Here is a 15,525-nt window from a genome sequence, read left to right on the forward strand (position 1 = left end):
GTGTACCTCGAAAGAACACCTCGGTCAGTCCCCTCTCCCTCTGGGAGAGGGTTAGGGTGAGGGGCTCTCAGGAATTTACGCAGCTCTCAAGACGAAGTAAAAACCAAAGCCTGCGGCACATCGATATCCCACAACACCCCAGGATCATCCACCGCCACTTCCACCACCCTGCCCTGCTTGAACAACGGCCGAGCCCCTCGATCGCCACTCAACGCCTGCAACCCCGCACCAAACGACCGCCCAAACCCCACAGGATGACCGAACTCCCCTTCCTGCACCGCAACGCTCACTGCATCATCGGCAATGGCCGCGACCACCCGCTCAATACTCGACGGCAAGATAAACGGCATATCACCCAACACAATCAACCAGCCATCCGCCTCCGGGCATGCCGCGACACCAGCGGCAATGCTGTCACCCATCCCGCTCGACCCAATCGAGACCACGTCACAGCCATAGGCCTGCGCCATGCGCATCACCTGCGGCCGCGCTTCAGTCGTCACCAGCACACGCTTGTCGAGACTGACCGGCAGATTCAGCAGCACCTGCTCAATCACCGAACGCACCGCACCATCACGTCCGGTGCAGTCCGCCAGCAACTTGTCCTTATCAGCACCTGCCACCTGGCGAAAACGACTGCCCTCACCCGCCGCCAGCACAATCACTGCAATGGATCGACTCATGCGTCCTCCAAAGTTTTCTTCTGCTTCAACTCGACGCCGTTCTTGATCGCGACGATTTCCGCCAACAGGGACAAAGCAATTTCCGCTGGCGAATGACTGCCGATGTGCAAACCGATCGGCCCGTGCAGCCGATCGATCGCCTGCACCGACAAGCCTAGCTGAGCCAGATTCTCCCGACGCTTCTGGCTGTTAACCCGAGAGCCGAGAGCGCCGACATAGAAGGCCGGAGAATCCAGCGCCGTGAGCAGCGCCATGTCGTCCAGACGCGGATCATGGGTCAACGCGACAATCGCCGTGCGCTCATCGGTCTGAATGCTCAGTACCGCGTCATCGGGCATGCCGGGGACGAAACGCCCGTGATGCTCTTCCCAGCCGTAGACGAATTCGCTGCGCGGATCGCAGATCAGTACTTCGAAATCCAGCAGGCGCGCCATATCCGCGACGTAACGCGACAACTGCCCGGCACCGATCAACAATAGACGCCAACGCGGGCCGTAGATTGCGCGCAGGGTTTTGCCGTCGAACTCCAGCGAGTCGGAATTGCTGGCCGGCGACAGAAGCACTTCACCGGTTTCAATGTTCAACTCACGGGCAACGATCTCGTGTGCTTCGCACCGCGCGAGCAACTCGGCAACCCACGCGGGATCGCCGATCCGTTCTTCAGTCAGGCGCAACGTGCCGCCACAAGGCAAGCCAAAGCGCGCCGCCTCCTCGCGTGTAACGCCATAGGTAATCAACTGCACCGGCGGCCCATCGGTGGCGATGCGGCCGTCGTGCAGGCGGGCGATCAAATCATCCTCGACGCACCCGCCCGACACCGAACCGATCACCACGCCATCCTCACGCAAGGCGAGCATGGCGCCGGGCGCCCGGGGCGCCGTGCCCCAGGTCTGCACCACGCTGAACAGCACCACCCGCTGTCCGGCGCGGCGCCATTCGAGGACGCTGCGCAGGACATTGAGGTCGACGCTGTCCATTACGCCTGTGCCTTCTGCCAGCCCTGCAACTGGTAACGCACCGGCAGATTACGGATGCGCTTGCCAGTAGCGGCAAAGATCGCGTTACACAAAGCCGGAGCAATCGGCGGCACGCCCGGTTCGCCGACACCGCCCAACGGCACGTCGCCCGGCGGCGTCACCAGATGCACGGCAACTTCCTTCGGCGCCAGCGACATGCGCGCCACTTCGTACATGTGGAAGTTGTCCTGCTGAACCTTGCCGTCCTTGAAACTGATTTCACCCAGTACCGCGTTACCCAAGCCCATCACGCAAGCGCCTTCGAATTGCGAGCGGATGCGCTCAGGATTGATCTGCGGCCCGCAGTCCACAGCGATGTCAGCCTTATGCACGATCAGCGTACCGTCGTCCTTGACCTCGACTTCGATCACCGCCGCCACATACGTGACGAAGCTGTAATGCACCGCCAGACCCAGACCACGGCCCTTCGGCAGTTTGCGCCCCCAACCGGCTGCTTTCGCGGCAGTTTCCAGCACGGTGCGCATGCGTCCGGTGTCGATCGGATAACGCTCGGGAGACTCGCCGTAGTTCCACTCTTCGCTCAGCGTGCGCGGATCGATCTGCCGATCCGGACCGAGCAGTTTGACCTGGTACTTGAGCGGATCCTCGCCGGCCTTGTGCGCCAGTTCATCGACGAAACTCTGGATGGCAAAACCATGAGGAATATTCGACACCGAGCGATACCAGCCAACCCGTGTGTGCACGGTCGCCTCGGGGTTTTCCAGGCGTACGTTGGGAATCGCGTAGGCCATGTTGGTGAAACCCATGCCCAGCTCGAAAGCCGCTTCATGGTTCATCCCCGGCGCGAACAGCGCGGTGATGCTCGGCGCCACGGTGCGATGCAACCAGCCGGACGGCATGCCGTCCTTGCCCACGCCAGCCTTCAGATACTCGGCGGACACGGTGTGGAAATACGAGTTGTGGATGTCATCTTCACGCGTCCACTGCACCCGTACGGCTTTGCCGGGGAACTCTTTGGCGAGAATCGCCGCTTCGACGACGAAATCCGGTTTCGACTTGCGACCAAAACCACCGCCAAGCAAGGTGACATTGAATGTGACATTGTCGAACGGCAGTCCAAGACGCTCGGCAATGCGCTCACGAGTGACTTGCGGCGCCTGACTCGGTGCCCACGCTTCGCAAACGCCGTCCTTGTAGCGAGCGATGGCAACCATTGGCTCCATCGGTGCCTGGGCCAGATGCGGCAGGTAGTAGGATGCTTCAAGAGTTCTTGCAGCACCGCTCAGGGCCTTGTCGATATCGCCGGTGTTGCGCACCACTTTGCCGGGTTTCAGCGAGGCGGCTTCAAGCTCTTTGCGATAGGCGATCGAGTCATAACTGGCGTTCGGACCGTCATCCCATTCGATTTTCAACGCTTCACGGCCCTTGATCGCGGCCCAAGTGTTGCTGGCGACCACGGCCACACCACCCAGTGGCTGAAACTCGGAAGGCAGCGGACGGCTTTCGATCTGCAGCACTTTGAGCACACCGGGGACTTTCAGCGCAGCGCTGTCATCCAGCGATTTGACCTTGCCGCCGTACACCGCCGGACGGGCGATAGTTGCGTACAACATGCCGTCGAAATGCACATCGGCGCCGTACACCGCACGACCGTTGACGATGTCTGCGCCATCGATGGCTTTCGTACCTTCCTTGCCGATGTAGCGAAACTCCGACGGCTGCTTGAGGCGCAGGCTGTCACGCGTCGGTACCGGCAACGCACTGGCTGCGGCGGCTAGCTCGCCATAGCCCAGCTCACGGCCAGACGGTTTGTGAATGACTTTGTGCAGTTGCGCGTGGCATTCACCGACCGGCACTTTCCACTGCGCAGCGGCGGCCTGTTCAAGCATGGTTCGCGCCGCCGCACCGCAACGCCGCATTGGTTCATACCAATGGCGCATGCTGCGCGAACCGTCGGTGTCCTGGTTGCCGAAGCGCAGTTCATCACCCGGCGCCTGCTGCACTTTGACGCGCGCCCAATCGGCTTCCAGTTCATCAGCAACAACCATGGTCAGACTGGTGCGCACGCCCTGGCCCATCTCGGAACGGTTGCACACCACAGTGACCGTGCCGTCAGCGGCAATGCTGACGTAGACCTTCGGATCGTCGATCCAGCCATTGGGCATGCCATCGGCGCCGAATTGCTTCGGTTTGTCTTCAGCCAACGCATCCTGCCAACCCCAACTGGCGGCCAACACCAGCGCGCCGGTGGCGCCGACGCCTTTGAGGAAACCGCGACGGCTGAGATTGCTCAGGGCGAAATCATTCGGAAGGCGACTCATGCCTTGGCCCCCTTCAAGTGAGTGGAAGCCTGGCGGATCGCGGTCTTGATCCGGTTGTAGGTGCCGCAGCGGCAAATGTTACCGACCATGGCTTCTTCGATCTGCTCGTCGCTCGGGTTCGGGTTGGTCTTGAGCAACGCGGTAGCCGACATGATCTGCCCGCCCTGACAGAATCCGCATTGCGCTACAGCGGTGTCGAGCCAGGCTTGCTGGACCACCTGCCCCACCGGGTCGGCGTGCAGGTTGTCGATGGTGGTGACGTTCTGGCCGACCACCGAACCGATCGGCGTGATGCAACTGCGCGCCGGCAAGCCGTCGATATGAATGGTGCAGGCGCCGCACAGCCCCATGCCGCAGCCGAACTTGGTGCCGTTATAACCGGCGACATCACGAATCGCCCACAACAGCGGCATGTCTTCGGTGACATCGAGAGAATGGTCTTGACCGTTGAGTTTCAGGGTAATCATGGGCACGCCCGCATATTTTTAGTGGTTATGGGGTCGAGCAATCTGCCGCCGTTGAATCGGCGGTGGTTCACGCAGATCGACTCAGGCTAATCAGGCTCTCTTGTGCCGACGCGAACGTCTGCACCGGGCCTTTGGTGGAGCAAATGACGGTTATCGTTAGCTCGCTAAGTTAACCCAGCGTTAACAAAAAAGCCCTGCACTTTTTATCAGTGCAGGGCTTTGGATGGCGCTTTGAAAGCGTAGCCTCAATAGCGATTAGGCTCCATCTCCAGGTCGACATTGAAACGTTCGGCAATGTCTTTCTGGATGCGTTGCGCCAGATCGAGCAGTTGCAGCCCGGTTGCCGCGCCGTAGTTGACCAGCACCAGCGCCTGCAGTTTATGCACGCCGGCATCGGCTTCACGGAAACCTTTCCAGCCGGCACGCTCGATCAGCCAGCCTGCCGCGAGCTTCATTTGTCCGTTCGGCTGCGCGTAGGCGACCACATCCGGATGCTGTTCTTTGATCCTCGCGACGATGGCCGCCGACACCAGCGGATTCTTGAAGAAGCTGCCGGCATTGCCGAGTACCGCCGGATCCGGCAGTTTTTCGCTGCGGATACTGCAAATCGCACGGCTGACGTCGGTAGGCGTCGGCTGCTCAATGCCCTGCTCGGTCAGGCGCTGACGCACCGGGCCGTATTCCAGATGCAAATGCGCGATGCGGTCGAGTGCAAAGCGCACGCGCAGAATCAGCCAACGCCCCGGCTGCTGCTTGAACAAGCTGTCGCGGTAGGCGAAGTTGCATTCTTCGAGGGTGAAATCGCGCAGCTCGCCGGTCTGGCGATCCAGCGCGGTGAGGCCGGCAAACACATCCTTGATCTCGACGCCGTAGGCACCGATGTTCTGCATCGGCGCAGCGCCAACCGTACCGGGAATAAGGCTGAGGTTTTCCAGTCCGGAGAATCCTTGCGCCAACGTGTGCTGCACAAACGGATGCCACGGCTCGCCCGCTTCCGCCTCGATCACTACACGGTTGCCGTCATCGCTGGTCACACGAATCCCGCGCGTGGCCATGCGCAGCACCAGCGCCGGAATATCTGCCGTTAGCAGCAAGTTGCTGCCGCCGCCAATCACCAGCAACGGCATATCGTGCGCGGTGGCGTAGGCCAGCGCTTCACGGACATCGGCATCGCTGTGGGCTTCGGCGAACAGTTGCGCGCGCACATCCACGCCAAAACTGTTGAACGGTTTCAGGGAAACCTGCGGTTGCACCTGCAAACTCATAACCGGCCCTTCACTTCGATCAACAATTGGTCACAGGCTGCTTCGATCAGATCCAGCACTTGCTCGAAACCCTGATCGCCGTCGTAATACGGATCCGGCACTTCATCGACGACACCGGCATAACGGCGCAAAAACAGGTCCAGCTCGGCTTTGCCGGTGGACGGCTGCAACGCCTTGAGGTTGCGCAGGTTGCTGTTGTCCATGGCCAGGATCAGGTCGTAACTGGCGAAATCGGCACGGCTGACCTGCTGCGCGCGTTGCGTTGACAGGTCATAGCCACGAACTTTGGCGGCGGCCTGGCTGCGTTTGTCCGGCGGGTTGCCAACGTGCCAGTCACCGGTGCCGGCGGAGGCCACTTCGACCTGATCCGCCAGCCCTGCTTCACGCAGTTTGTGACGCAATACGCCTTCGGCCGTGGGCGATCGACAAATGTTGCCCAGGCACACAAACAGAACGCGCATCAGGCCTCCAGCAGGCGACGAACGCGCTCGAGGTCTTCGGCCGTGTCAACGCCAGTCGGCGGTGCGATCAGCGCGTCGGCGACATGAATCCGCACACCGTGCCACAGAGCACGCAGTTGCTCGAGGGATTCAGTGTTTTCCAGCCAGCATGGGCCCCAGCTCACAAAGTCCTGGAGGAAACCGGCGCGGTAGGCATAAATGCCTATGTGACGACGGTACGGCACGCCTTCGGGCAATTGCTCGCGACTCTTGGCAAACGCATCGCGCGCCCATGGCAAAGTCGCGCGGCTGAAGGTCAGCGCCAAACCGTTGAGATCACTGACGACTTTGACCACGTTCGGATTGAACAGGGTTTCCACGTCCTCGATCGGCTCGGCCAGCGTGGCCATGCGCGCTTCGGTGTGGGCAGCCAGATTGGCGGCGACCTGATCGATCACGCTCGGCGGAATCAGCGGCTCGTCACCCTGCACGTTGACCACGATCGCGTCGGGTTCAAGACCCAGTTTCGCCGCGACTTCGGCCAGACGATCGGTGCCGGAATTGTGATCTTCACGGGTCAGCACCACTTCGGCACCAAAAGCCTTGCAGGCCTCGACGATGCGCGCATCGTCAGTCGCGACGACCACACGGCTGGCGCTGCTTTTGCTCGCCTGTTCCCAGACGTGCTGGATCATCGGCTTGCCGGCGATGTCGAGCAGCGGTTTGCCGGGCAGGCGGGTCGAGGCGAAACGCGACGGGATGACAACGGTGAAGGCAGTGGTCATTTATCCAGACGCTCGTCGGTGGTCAGGGTGCGGGCTTCGCTTTCGAGCATGACCGGGATGCCATCGCGGATCGGGTACGCCAGACCGGCGCCCTTGCTGATCAGTTCGGTCTTGTCGGCGCTGAGCTTGAGCGGGCCTTTGCAGATCGGGCACGCGAGGATATCGAGCAATTTGGTGTCCATGAACATTCCCTGAGTAAAGAGTTAAGGCAAAAGACGATCCGGCAACAGGCGCATCAGTTGCGTGTCGAACCAGGCCACAAAGGCCGGCGACGGCAGCGCATCGACCGCCAGATACCACCAGTCGTCAGCCGCAAAGGCACGGCACTTCACCGCGTCCTTTTCGGTCATCACCAACGGCAATGACGGTGTGAAATTCAACGCCTGCACGCTGTATTCGGCGTGGTCGGCAAACGCATGGGGGACTGCTCGCCAGTCTAGCGCTTCGAGGGTATTGAAGAAACGTTGCGGATTGCCGATCCCGGCGACCGCGTGCACGGCCTGGCCGGGCGGAAAATGATCGAGCGACTTGCGCTCGCCGCTGCGCAGATTGACCAGCGCGGTCGGTTGCAGACGGAAAGCGAAACCGTCATCGCGATCCTCGGTGGCACCATTGAACAGCACACCGTCGACGCTTTGCAGACGCTCGATCGGCTCACGCAACGGCCCTGCCGGCAAGCAGCGTTTGTTACCGAGACCGCGAGCGGCGTCGATCAGCACCAGCTCCAGATCCCGCGCCAGACGATAATGCTGCATACCGTCATCGGAGAGGATCAGATCCAGTGGTTCACTGGCGAGCAAGGCTTTGACCGCTGCGCTGCGATCGGGGTCGATCATCAGCGGCACGCCGGTGCGCTGGACGATCAGCAACGGTTCGTCACCGGCGATGTCAGCGGTTTGCTCGGCCGCAACGCGCCACGGCAGTTGCGGCGGTTTGGCGCCGTAACCACGACTGACCACGCCGACGCGCAAACCGCTGCGTCGGCAATGTTCGATCAACCAGAGAATCATCGGCGTCTTGCCGGTGCCACCGACGGTGATGTTGCCGACCACGATTAACGGCACCGATGGCTGGTAGATCTGACCTTCACCGGCAAGAAAGCGCTGGCGCTTACCCACCACCACGCGGCGATAGAGCATTTCCAGCGGCCGCAGCAGCGTCAGGGCCGGGTGCCCCTGATACCACGCGGCGAGCAAGCGATCGGACAGGCTCATCAGGATTTGGGCGCCGCCTCGACCGTGGTCATGCGCAGATGGCTGAAACCGAGCTTGCCGGCCGCATCCATGGCGGTGATCACGGATTGATGCTGGGTCTTGCCATCGGCACTGATCGACAACGGCATGTTGGTGTCGCCGTTGGACTCTTTCTGCATGGCTTCCATCAGGGTCGCCAGGTCGTTCTTCGGCAGAATCTTGTTGTTCACCGAAAACACGCCTTCGGCGCTGATGGCCACGTCGATCTGCTTGACTTGCTGGTCTTCGGCCGGGGAGCCGCTGACCGCTTCCGGCAGGTCAACACGCAACTGGGTTTCGCGAGTGAACGTGGTGGTCACGACGAAAAACAGCAGCAGAATGAACACCACGTCGATCAGCGACGCGAGGTTGATGTCCACGGTTTCCCGGGGTTTGCGACGGAACTTCACGCGCGCCCCTCGGCCAGGTCGACGTCACGGTCGCCCTGCACCACTTCAACCAGCTTGATCGCTTCCTGCTCCATGCCCACCACCAATTCATCGATGCGGCGTTGCAGGAACCGGTGGAAGAACACCGCCGGAATACCGACCATCAGGCCCGCAGCGGTGGTGATCAGCGCCTTGGAAATACCGCCCGCCAACACCGAGGCATTGGTGGTCATGCCGGAGCCGGTGAACGCGCTGAAGATATCGATCATGCCCAGCACGGTGCCAAGCAGACCCAGTAATGGCGCCATGGCTGCGATAGTGCCGAGAGCATTGATGTAGCGCTCGAGTTCATGAATGACCCGGGCGGCGGCCTCTTCGATGCACTCTTTCATGATCTCGCGACCATGTTTGGAGTTGGCCAGGCCCGCCGCGAGGATTTCCCCCAGCGGCGAATTGGCGCGCAATTCCTTGAGTTTTTCTTTATTGAGCTGCTTGTCCTTGATCCAGACCCAGACCTGGCCCAGCAGATGCTCGGGGGTAACGCGACTGGCGCGCAGGGTCCACAGGCGCTCGGCGACGATCGCCATGGCCGCGATGGAGCTCAGAATGATCGGCAACATCATCCAGCCGCCGGATTTGACCAATTCCCACACAGTGACAGTCCCCTCGAAAAAGTGCGCCACTTTACCATACCGATCCACGATTAAGACCCGCCACCCCGACGACCGTGACGCCCCATTTACCTACGTCCCGATCAGCGGGCCAGTGCGGGCGGATCACGCCAGAAACGCCGCTGATGACGCATCGTGCGTGGTGCCCGGAAGGTGCCCAGTTGCAGATGAATGGCGCCCTGCTCGGCGCTGTCGTAAATATTCAGGCCCAGTTTGCGATAACGCGCCAGCACGGTCGGGTGTGGATGGCCAAATGAGTTGCCATGACCTCGAGAGATCAGCACGGACTCGGGTTTCAAGACGTTGAGCAGCGCCATTGACGATGAACTGCGGCTGCCATGATGAGGCGATTGCAGCCATTGCGTCGGCACGGCCAGTGGACCGTCGAGCAGCACGCGTTCGGCATGGCTGTCGATGTCGCCGGTCAACAGCAGGCGCTCGCCATTGGCCTCGATCTGCAATACGCAGGAACGCTGATTGCTGTCGTCAGCGTCCGCCCACTGCCAGAGTTGAAAACGCACGCCGTCCCATTGCCATTGCTGGCCACTTGCACAAGCTTGGGCGTTCAATTGCGCGGGCAGCCCCGCCGGGTCGCCGCTGATTACCTGATCGACGGTCAAACCACGGCTGATCGCCAAAGCGCCGCCGGCGTGATCGGCGTCGGCATGGCTGAGCAGCATCAAATCGAGTTTTCCCACGCTCAGTTTGCGCAATGAAGGCAGCACCACACGCTCGCCGAGATCGAACTCACCAAAGCGCGGCCCCGCATCGTAGAGCAACGCGTGATGGCGGGTCCGGATCAGGATGGCCAAGCCTTGGCCGACATCGAGCTGCCAGATATCAGCCAATCCTTCATCTATTTGATCGCGTGGCGGCACGACCAGCAGCAACAACAACGGCCAGCCCAATGGACGCAGCGGCACGCCGCGCGGCAACAGTAATAACCCGGCGCCGAGGCTGCCAATGGCCCAGACCCAAGCGGGTATCGAGGGTGCGATCCACGCCGGCCAATGCCCGGCAATCGTCGCCAGCGCGTGAAACAACCCATCGATCAAACCGCCGGCCAGCCACAGCAGGCCGGCGCCGACAAAAGGAACAGGCAGCAACACGGTTCCAAGCAGCGCCGGCGGTAACACCGCAAGACTGACCCAAGGCACCGCAAGCAAATTGGCCAGCGGCCCGCTGAGGCTGATCGGCAGGTTCAGCGCCAGCAACACCGGACATAAGCCGATCGCGATCAACCACTGCGCCCGCGTCCAGGTCTGCCACCAGCGCCACGCGCCCAAGCGGCCGCCAAAGGTAAAGATCAGCACCGCCACCGCCGCAAACGAGAGCCACAGACCCGGACGCAAACTGGCGAGCGGGTCCAGCAACAGCACAGCGTTGAACGCCAGCAACAACGGCCACCCTGCGCCAAGATGACGAAAACGCAGGCGCCACAACAGCACCAGTCCGACCATCACGCAGGCGCGCTGCACTGGCACGTCGAACCCGGCAAGCAGGCCATAACCGAGTGCTGCCGCGAACCCCAGACCACAGGCCCACGGCAGCCACGGCCAGCGCAGCGGCCACAGGCCATATCGCGCCATGCCGGCGACCAGCCCATACATCAGCGCCGCCAGCAATCCGATGTGCTGACCGGAAATCACCAGCAAGTGCACGGTGCCGGTGTCCTGCAGAGTCTGCCAGTCCTCACGACTGAGCCCCGAGCCGTCACCCAGCACCAACGCCGCCAATGCGCCATTTCGCCCCTGCGCATCCACGCTCAGCAAACGCTGACGAATACTGTCACGCCAGGCCCAACGCGCTTCGCTCAAGCGCTGGCCGTCCTTGATCGTGCCGGTGGCGCCAATACGTTGCGCCAGCAGCCAGGCCTCGTAGTCAAAGGCCTCGGGATTGCGCAATCCACCGGGACGCTTGAGCTTGACCACCAAACGCCAACGCTCGCCGCTGTTGACCGGCGGCCCGGCGTACCAGGCAAGCCGCATCAGCGATGGCAGTTTTTCATGACGCGAGTGCGCCTCGGCCAATTCGAAGCGCACCACGCCGTCGCTGTTCTGCGGCAAACCGACGACCCACCCTTCAACCCACCGGGTTTCGCCATCCAGCCCGGCCGGCAAACGATCATTCAACGCCCATTGCGCACCGACGCTGGCCCACGTGAAGCCAAACAGCAAAAACGCCAGCGGATAGCTGCGGAACGGCAGCAGCATCAAAGCCACGACCGGCAACAACAGCATCAACCAGACCGGCGGTAATGCCGGCATAAAAACCGCGACCAGCAGACCGACTGCGAGCGCCATCATCCCTGTGCGCATAAGCCCGTCCTTGAGAGTCCCGCACTTAGGCATAGCGGTTGTCGGTTACACGCGTCGTCAACAATTGTCACAAAGTCTGAATGGGCGCTTCGTAGAATCCAGACATACTTGCCGCCTTAACCGACCGAGAAGCCTTATGCCCCGGCGCTTATTCAAACGTTATATGCCCGACCCGACGAGCATCAGGGAACACAAATCCTTACGCTTTCTCGGCAAGTTGCTGCATGACCCGAACCTCTGGCACCTCAATCGTCACTCGGTCGCCCGGGCGATGGCGGTTGGCCTGTTCGCCGCGTTCCTGCCGATCCCGGCGCAGATGCTGGTGGCCGCCGCGCTCGCCGTCACGGTGCGCGGCAACATGCCGATTGCTGTCAGCCTGGTCTGGCTGACCAATCCGATCACCATGCCGGCGGTGTTCTTCTGCACCTATCAGGCCGGGGCGTTTTTGATGGATGTGCCCGCCCGACATCTACCGGACGAGCTGACCTGGGAGTGGATCAGCGGCGAGTTGTCGACGTTGTGGCAGCCGTTTCTGCTCGGCTCGGTGGTGGTCGGACTGGTACTCGGCGCCCTCGCCTACTGCATTGTGATGATGTATTGGCGCTGGTGGGTGGCGCGGCAATGGGCGCGGCGCAAGAAGAGTCGCATGCGCTGAACGCAAAACGGCCTCCGCAATGGGAGGCCGTTCTGATTTGTGGCGTCTGCATTCGCGAGCAAGCTCGCTCCCACAGAAGATCTTCAGCACAACATAGATCCAATGTGGGAGCGAGCCTGCTCGCGAAGAAGTCGACGCGGTTCTGGATCAGGTACGCATCCCGCGCCCACTCACCAGCAACCGCGCGCAGCCGAGATACAGCACAACGGTCGCCACCAGCATGAAGGTGATCGCAATGCCGATCTTGATATCCGACACACCCAGAATGCCGTAACGGAAGGCGTTGACCATGTGCAGCACCGGGTTGGCCAGTGACACGGTCTGCCAGAACGGCGGCAGCAAGGTGATCGAGTAGAACACCCCACCCAGGTACGTCAGCGGTGTCAGCACAAAGGTCGGGATGATCGAAATATCATCGAAGTTGCGCGCGAACACCGCGTTGATGAAGCCCAGCAGCGAGAAAATCGTCGCCGTCAGTACCACCACCAAAATGGTCACGCCGAGGTGATGTACCTGCAAATGGGTGAAGAACAGCGACAGAATGGTCACGATCACGCCAACCATCAGACCACGCAACACGCCGCCAATGGTGAAACCGATCAGAATAGTGTGCGGCGACACCGGCGACACCATCAGCTCTTCGATGGAACGCTGGAACTTGCTGCCGAAGAAACTCGAGACCACGTTGCCGTAGGAGTTGGTGATCACCGACATCATGATCAGCCCCGGCACGATGTACTCCATGTAAGTGAAGCCCCCCATGTCGCCGATCTGCCGACCGATCAGGTTACCGAAGATCACGAAATACAGAACCATGGTGATCGCCGGCGGCAGCAGCGTCTGCGGCCAGATCCGTGTGAAGCGTTTGACCTCGCGGTAAACAATGGTCTGCAGGGCGACGAGGTTGGGACGGAATTCGGAACTCATACCGCCACCTTCGACAGATTCTTCTCCACCAGGGACACGAACAGCTCCTCGAGGCGATTGGTTTTGTTACGCAGGCTCAGCACTTCGATGTTCTGCTGCGCCAACTGGGTGAACAACGCCGTGATGCCCATGGATTTGTCGACCTGGACTTCCAGGGTATGGCTGTCGATCAACCGGGCAGGGTAGCCGAGCAATTGCGGCGCGGCGTTCAAGTCGTTTTTCAGGTCCAGCAGGAAGGTTTCCACGTGCAGCTGCCCCAGCAATTGTTTCATGCTGGTGTTCTCGACGATGGTGCCGTGGTCGATGATGCCGATATTGCGGCACAACTGCTCAGCCTCTTCCAGATAGTGCGTGGTGAGGATGATGGTGATGCCTTTCTGGTTCAGCTCAGTGAGGAACGTCCACATTGATCGACGCAGCTCAATGTCGACGCCTGCGGTCGGTTCATCGAGGATCAGCAGACGCGGTTCGTGCACCAGCGCTCGGGCGATCATCAAACGCCGCTTCATGCCGCCGGACAGCGAACGCGACGGCACATCGCGCTTGTCCCAAAGGCCCAGTTGGGTCAGGTACTGCTCGGCGCGTTCCTTGGCGATCTTCGCCGGAATGCCGTAGTAACCGGCCTGGGTCACGACGATGTCGAAGGTCTTTTCGAACTGATTGAAGTTGAATTCCTGGGGCACCACGCCGATCGAGCGCTTGAGCGCTGCCGGGTTCTTGTCCAAGTCATGGCCGAAGATATTCACCGTGCCGCTGGTCTTGTTCACCAGGGTCGAGAGAATGCCGATGGTCGTGGATTTTCCGGCACCGTTAGGGCCGAGCAAGGCGAAAAAATCACCTTCGGCGACGTCCAGATCGATACCACTCAAGGCCTGGAACCCGTTGCCGTAGGTTTTGGTTAGCTGCCGGATGGACAGAGCGGAACTCATATCGGATTTACGCACCAAGAAGGGAAGAAAGGGATAAATAAGGGCGGGCGGCGAGGGAAACAACCGCAGCACCAGAGCGCAATGGTGCTTGCCGCCGCCGCACAAGTACAGTCAAGTGTGTCGATAGTAAGTATTAAGTCAACGCGGTCATAACCGCTTTCTGGTAAGCCGGACGCTGCTTCAAGCGCTCGTACCAGGCTTGCAGATGCGCTTGTGGCGCGCGTTCGATGGGCATCTCGAACCAGGCATAAATGAAACTGCCGAGCGGGATATCGCCCATGCCGATGTCTTGTCCAGAGAGATATGGCTGACTGGCCAAGGCATGATCGGCCATGCTCAGCAACTCATTGCATTCCTTGATCGCGGCGTTGATCGCAGCCCAGTCCTGCTTGTCCGCCGGCGTGCGCAAGACGCCCCAGAACACCGTGCGGAAGGGACCGGCAAAACTTGAAGTGGTCCAGTCCATCCATTTGTCAGCGATGGCTCGCGCTTGCGGATCCGCCGGATACCAGTGACTGTCGGGCGCATGTCTGGCCAGCAGATAGCGGACGATGGCGTTGGACTCCCACAGCACGAAACCGTCGTCTTCGATCACCGGCACCCGGCCATTCGGGTTCATCGCCCGGTACTCGGGAGTGTCGACTACTCCAAATGCGCCGCCGGCATCGATTGCCTCGTAGGCCAGGCCAAGCTCTTCAGCCGCCCACAATGGCTTCCTGACATTCGATGAGTTTTTCCGTCCCCAGATCTTCAGCATGACCGCCTCTTTTCAAATGAGTGGGCAGGCAGCATACGCCGGATCAGGTACGGCTCAAATCACTCTGCATATCGCCCAGCCGTTGCGGCTGCTGATCAGTGAACAGATGCGGATAGCACTTTTGCAAATGTTCGAAGAAGAACGTTTCCGGGACATCGGCGAATTGGCCGTGATCGACCAGATACTCCATGAGCTGCGCGCCGTCGCGATTGAACGGGTGGAAAACGCTGTCATTGATACCGTCGAACTCCAGCGGCGCAACGTTGAACAATTCGCATAGCTTCTGATTGAACGCCGGTGTGGCTTTGACCCAGCGTCCATTGAGGAACAGTTCGGTGTACCCGTGCATGGCGAACATGTCGCTTTTCAGCAACTCAAGCAGACGTGGCGTCGATAAGTGATTTTTTACGTCGGCCAGACCGATACGCGCCGGGATCCCGCAATGCCGCGCACAACCGGCAAGCAGCGTGGCTTTGGGCACGCAATAACTCTCCCCCGTCGTCAGCGCATAGCTGCCACGCAAGGTCTGCGGATCGCGACTGAAGGTGTAGGGGTTGTAGCGCACCGCCTCACGCACCGCGTAATAAAGATTGATCGCCCGCTCGAGCGGATCGCGGCTGGCACCCCGATGCTGTTCGGCGAACTCCACCACTGCCGGGTGGTCACTATCGATGAAGCGGCCGGGACTCAGATACTCGCGCATGACGAC

General features: G+C 60.8%; 17 protein-coding genes. 1 reads left to right on the forward strand and 16 read right to left on the reverse strand.

Translation table 11 applies throughout. The annotated features are described in order from the left end of the window. Window positions 1-86: 86 nt before the first annotated feature. The 12 genes from AC0ZWN_RS03610 to AC0ZWN_RS03665 form a co-directional block, all read right to left on the reverse strand. The gene (locus tag AC0ZWN_RS03610; RefSeq protein WP_476334080.1) at window positions 87-683 is read right to left on the reverse strand and encodes a nucleotidyltransferase family protein; all 597 of its coding nucleotides are present in this window, start codon (window positions 681-683) and stop codon (window positions 87-89) included. Next, on the reverse strand, window positions 680-1,660 hold the full coding sequence (locus AC0ZWN_RS03615; RefSeq protein WP_476334081.1) for an XdhC family protein: 981 nt from the start codon (window positions 1,658-1,660) through the stop codon (window positions 680-682). The genes AC0ZWN_RS03610 and AC0ZWN_RS03615 overlap by 4 nt, the downstream gene beginning before the upstream one ends. Further along, window positions 1,660-3,981, reverse strand: coding sequence for a xanthine dehydrogenase family protein molybdopterin-binding subunit (locus AC0ZWN_RS03620; RefSeq protein WP_476334082.1), 2,322 nt, complete (start codon window positions 3,979-3,981; stop codon window positions 1,660-1,662). Before AC0ZWN_RS03620 ends, AC0ZWN_RS03615 begins: the two co-directional genes overlap by 1 nt. Beyond that, a complete protein-coding gene (locus AC0ZWN_RS03625) occupies window positions 3,978-4,448 on the reverse strand; it encodes a (2Fe-2S)-binding protein (RefSeq protein ID WP_476334083.1) in 471 nt (156 codons plus the stop codon). Before AC0ZWN_RS03625 ends, AC0ZWN_RS03620 begins: the two co-directional genes overlap by 4 nt. Window positions 4,449-4,693: 245 nt before the next feature. Continuing rightward, window positions 4,694-5,713, reverse strand: coding sequence for a UDP-N-acetylmuramate dehydrogenase (gene murB / locus AC0ZWN_RS03630; RefSeq protein WP_476334084.1), 1,020 nt, complete (start codon window positions 5,711-5,713; stop codon window positions 4,694-4,696). Next, window positions 5,710-6,174, reverse strand: coding sequence for a low molecular weight protein-tyrosine-phosphatase (locus AC0ZWN_RS03635; RefSeq protein WP_476334085.1), 465 nt, complete (start codon window positions 6,172-6,174; stop codon window positions 5,710-5,712). Before AC0ZWN_RS03635 ends, murB begins: the two co-directional genes overlap by 4 nt. Further along, entirely contained in the window at window positions 6,174-6,938 is a 765-nt protein-coding gene (gene kdsB / locus AC0ZWN_RS03640) for a 3-deoxy-manno-octulosonate cytidylyltransferase (protein ID WP_093435457.1), read from the reverse strand. Before kdsB ends, AC0ZWN_RS03635 begins: the two co-directional genes overlap by 1 nt. Beyond that, complete coding sequence (locus AC0ZWN_RS03645) at window positions 6,935-7,120, reverse strand: Trm112 family protein (RefSeq protein WP_003174668.1); 186 nt, start codon at window positions 7,118-7,120, stop codon at window positions 6,935-6,937. Before AC0ZWN_RS03645 ends, kdsB begins: the two co-directional genes overlap by 4 nt. Window positions 7,121-7,141: 21 nt before the next feature. After that, a complete protein-coding gene (lpxK, locus tag AC0ZWN_RS03650; RefSeq protein ID WP_095048624.1) occupies window positions 7,142-8,152 on the reverse strand; it encodes a tetraacyldisaccharide 4'-kinase in 1,011 nt (336 codons plus the stop codon). After that, window positions 8,152-8,580 (reverse strand): ExbD/TolR family protein, encoded by a 429-nt coding sequence (locus AC0ZWN_RS03655; RefSeq protein WP_093435463.1) that lies wholly within the window; start codon window positions 8,578-8,580, stop codon window positions 8,152-8,154. The genes lpxK and AC0ZWN_RS03655 overlap by 1 nt, the downstream gene beginning before the upstream one ends. Beyond that, window positions 8,577-9,212: a MotA/TolQ/ExbB proton channel family protein gene (locus AC0ZWN_RS03660; RefSeq protein WP_042560451.1), complete on the reverse strand. Its 636-nt coding sequence runs from the start codon at window positions 9,210-9,212 to the stop codon at window positions 8,577-8,579. Before AC0ZWN_RS03660 ends, AC0ZWN_RS03655 begins: the two co-directional genes overlap by 4 nt. Window positions 9,213-9,313: 101 nt before the next feature. Then, the gene (locus AC0ZWN_RS03665; RefSeq protein ID WP_476334086.1) at window positions 9,314-11,548 is read right to left on the reverse strand and encodes a DNA internalization-related competence protein ComEC/Rec2; all 2,235 of its coding nucleotides are present in this window, start codon (window positions 11,546-11,548) and stop codon (window positions 9,314-9,316) included. Between the two features lie 136 nt (window positions 11,549-11,684). On the opposite strand from AC0ZWN_RS03665, the gene AC0ZWN_RS03670 reads away from it, so the two are divergent. After that, on the forward strand, window positions 11,685-12,203 hold the full coding sequence (locus AC0ZWN_RS03670; protein WP_095048627.1) for a DUF2062 domain-containing protein: 519 nt from the start codon (window positions 11,685-11,687) through the stop codon (window positions 12,201-12,203). A 147-nt stretch (window positions 12,204-12,350) separates the two neighbouring features. On the opposite strand, the gene AC0ZWN_RS03675 is transcribed toward AC0ZWN_RS03670, so the two are convergent. The 4 genes from AC0ZWN_RS03675 to AC0ZWN_RS03690 form a co-directional block, all read right to left on the reverse strand. Then, the gene (locus AC0ZWN_RS03675) at window positions 12,351-13,130 is read right to left on the reverse strand and encodes an ABC transporter permease (RefSeq protein ID WP_008087860.1); all 780 of its coding nucleotides are present in this window, start codon (window positions 13,128-13,130) and stop codon (window positions 12,351-12,353) included. Then, window positions 13,127-14,059 (reverse strand): ABC transporter ATP-binding protein, encoded by a 933-nt coding sequence (locus tag AC0ZWN_RS03680; RefSeq protein WP_250605963.1) that lies wholly within the window; start codon window positions 14,057-14,059, stop codon window positions 13,127-13,129. Before AC0ZWN_RS03680 ends, AC0ZWN_RS03675 begins: the two co-directional genes overlap by 4 nt. Window positions 14,060-14,192: 133 nt before the next feature. Next, window positions 14,193-14,816, reverse strand: coding sequence for a glutathione S-transferase family protein (locus tag AC0ZWN_RS03685; RefSeq protein WP_093435475.1), 624 nt, complete (start codon window positions 14,814-14,816; stop codon window positions 14,193-14,195). Between the two features lie 43 nt (window positions 14,817-14,859). After that, window positions 14,860-15,519, reverse strand: a complete 660-nt coding sequence (locus tag AC0ZWN_RS03690; RefSeq protein WP_093435478.1) for a transglutaminase-like domain-containing protein — start codon at window positions 15,517-15,519, stop codon at window positions 14,860-14,862. Between the last annotated feature and the right edge of the window lie 6 nt (window positions 15,520-15,525).

Source organism: Pseudomonas sp. 3B-A001-10F (assembly GCF_056313565.1).

What these genes read in the sequence shown, in the direction of transcription:
- AC0ZWN_RS03685 (WP_093435475.1), bottom strand. Translation starts at nt 14,816, where the DNA reads ATGCTGAAGATCTGGGGACGGAAAAACTCATCGAATGTCAGGAAGCCA.
- AC0ZWN_RS03645 (WP_003174668.1), bottom strand. Translation starts at nt 7,120, where the DNA reads ATGGACACCAAATTGCTCGATATCCTCGCGTGCCCGATCTGCAAAGGC.
- AC0ZWN_RS03625 (WP_476334083.1), bottom strand. Translation starts at nt 4,448, where the DNA reads ATGATTACCCTGAAACTCAACGGTCAAGACCATTCTCTCGATGTCACC.
- murB (WP_476334084.1), bottom strand. Translation starts at nt 5,713, where the DNA reads ATGAGTTTGCAGGTGCAACCGCAGGTTTCCCTGAAACCGTTCAACAGT.
- lpxK (WP_095048624.1), bottom strand. Translation starts at nt 8,152, where the DNA reads ATGAGCCTGTCCGATCGCTTGCTCGCCGCGTGGTATCAGGGGCACCCG.
- AC0ZWN_RS03690 (WP_093435478.1), bottom strand. Translation starts at nt 15,519, where the DNA reads ATGCGCGAGTATCTGAGTCCCGGCCGCTTCATCGATAGTGACCACCCG.
- AC0ZWN_RS03615 (WP_476334081.1), bottom strand. Translation starts at nt 1,660, where the DNA reads ATGGACAGCGTCGACCTCAATGTCCTGCGCAGCGTCCTCGAATGGCGC.
- AC0ZWN_RS03635 (WP_476334085.1), bottom strand. Translation starts at nt 6,174, where the DNA reads ATGCGCGTTCTGTTTGTGTGCCTGGGCAACATTTGTCGATCGCCCACG.
- AC0ZWN_RS03620 (WP_476334082.1), bottom strand. Translation starts at nt 3,981, where the DNA reads ATGAGTCGCCTTCCGAATGATTTCGCCCTGAGCAATCTCAGCCGTCGC.
- AC0ZWN_RS03670 (WP_095048627.1), top strand. Translation starts at nt 11,685, where the DNA reads ATGCCCCGGCGCTTATTCAAACGTTATATGCCCGACCCGACGAGCATC.
- AC0ZWN_RS03610 (WP_476334080.1), bottom strand. Translation starts at nt 683, where the DNA reads ATGAGTCGATCCATTGCAGTGATTGTGCTGGCGGCGGGTGAGGGCAGT.
- AC0ZWN_RS03665 (WP_476334086.1), bottom strand. Translation starts at nt 11,548, where the DNA reads ATGCGCACAGGGATGATGGCGCTCGCAGTCGGTCTGCTGGTCGCGGTT.
- AC0ZWN_RS03675 (WP_008087860.1), bottom strand. Translation starts at nt 13,130, where the DNA reads ATGAGTTCCGAATTCCGTCCCAACCTCGTCGCCCTGCAGACCATTGTT.
- kdsB (WP_093435457.1), bottom strand. Translation starts at nt 6,938, where the DNA reads ATGACCACTGCCTTCACCGTTGTCATCCCGTCGCGTTTCGCCTCGACC.
- AC0ZWN_RS03680 (WP_250605963.1), bottom strand. Translation starts at nt 14,059, where the DNA reads ATGAGTTCCGCTCTGTCCATCCGGCAGCTAACCAAAACCTACGGCAAC.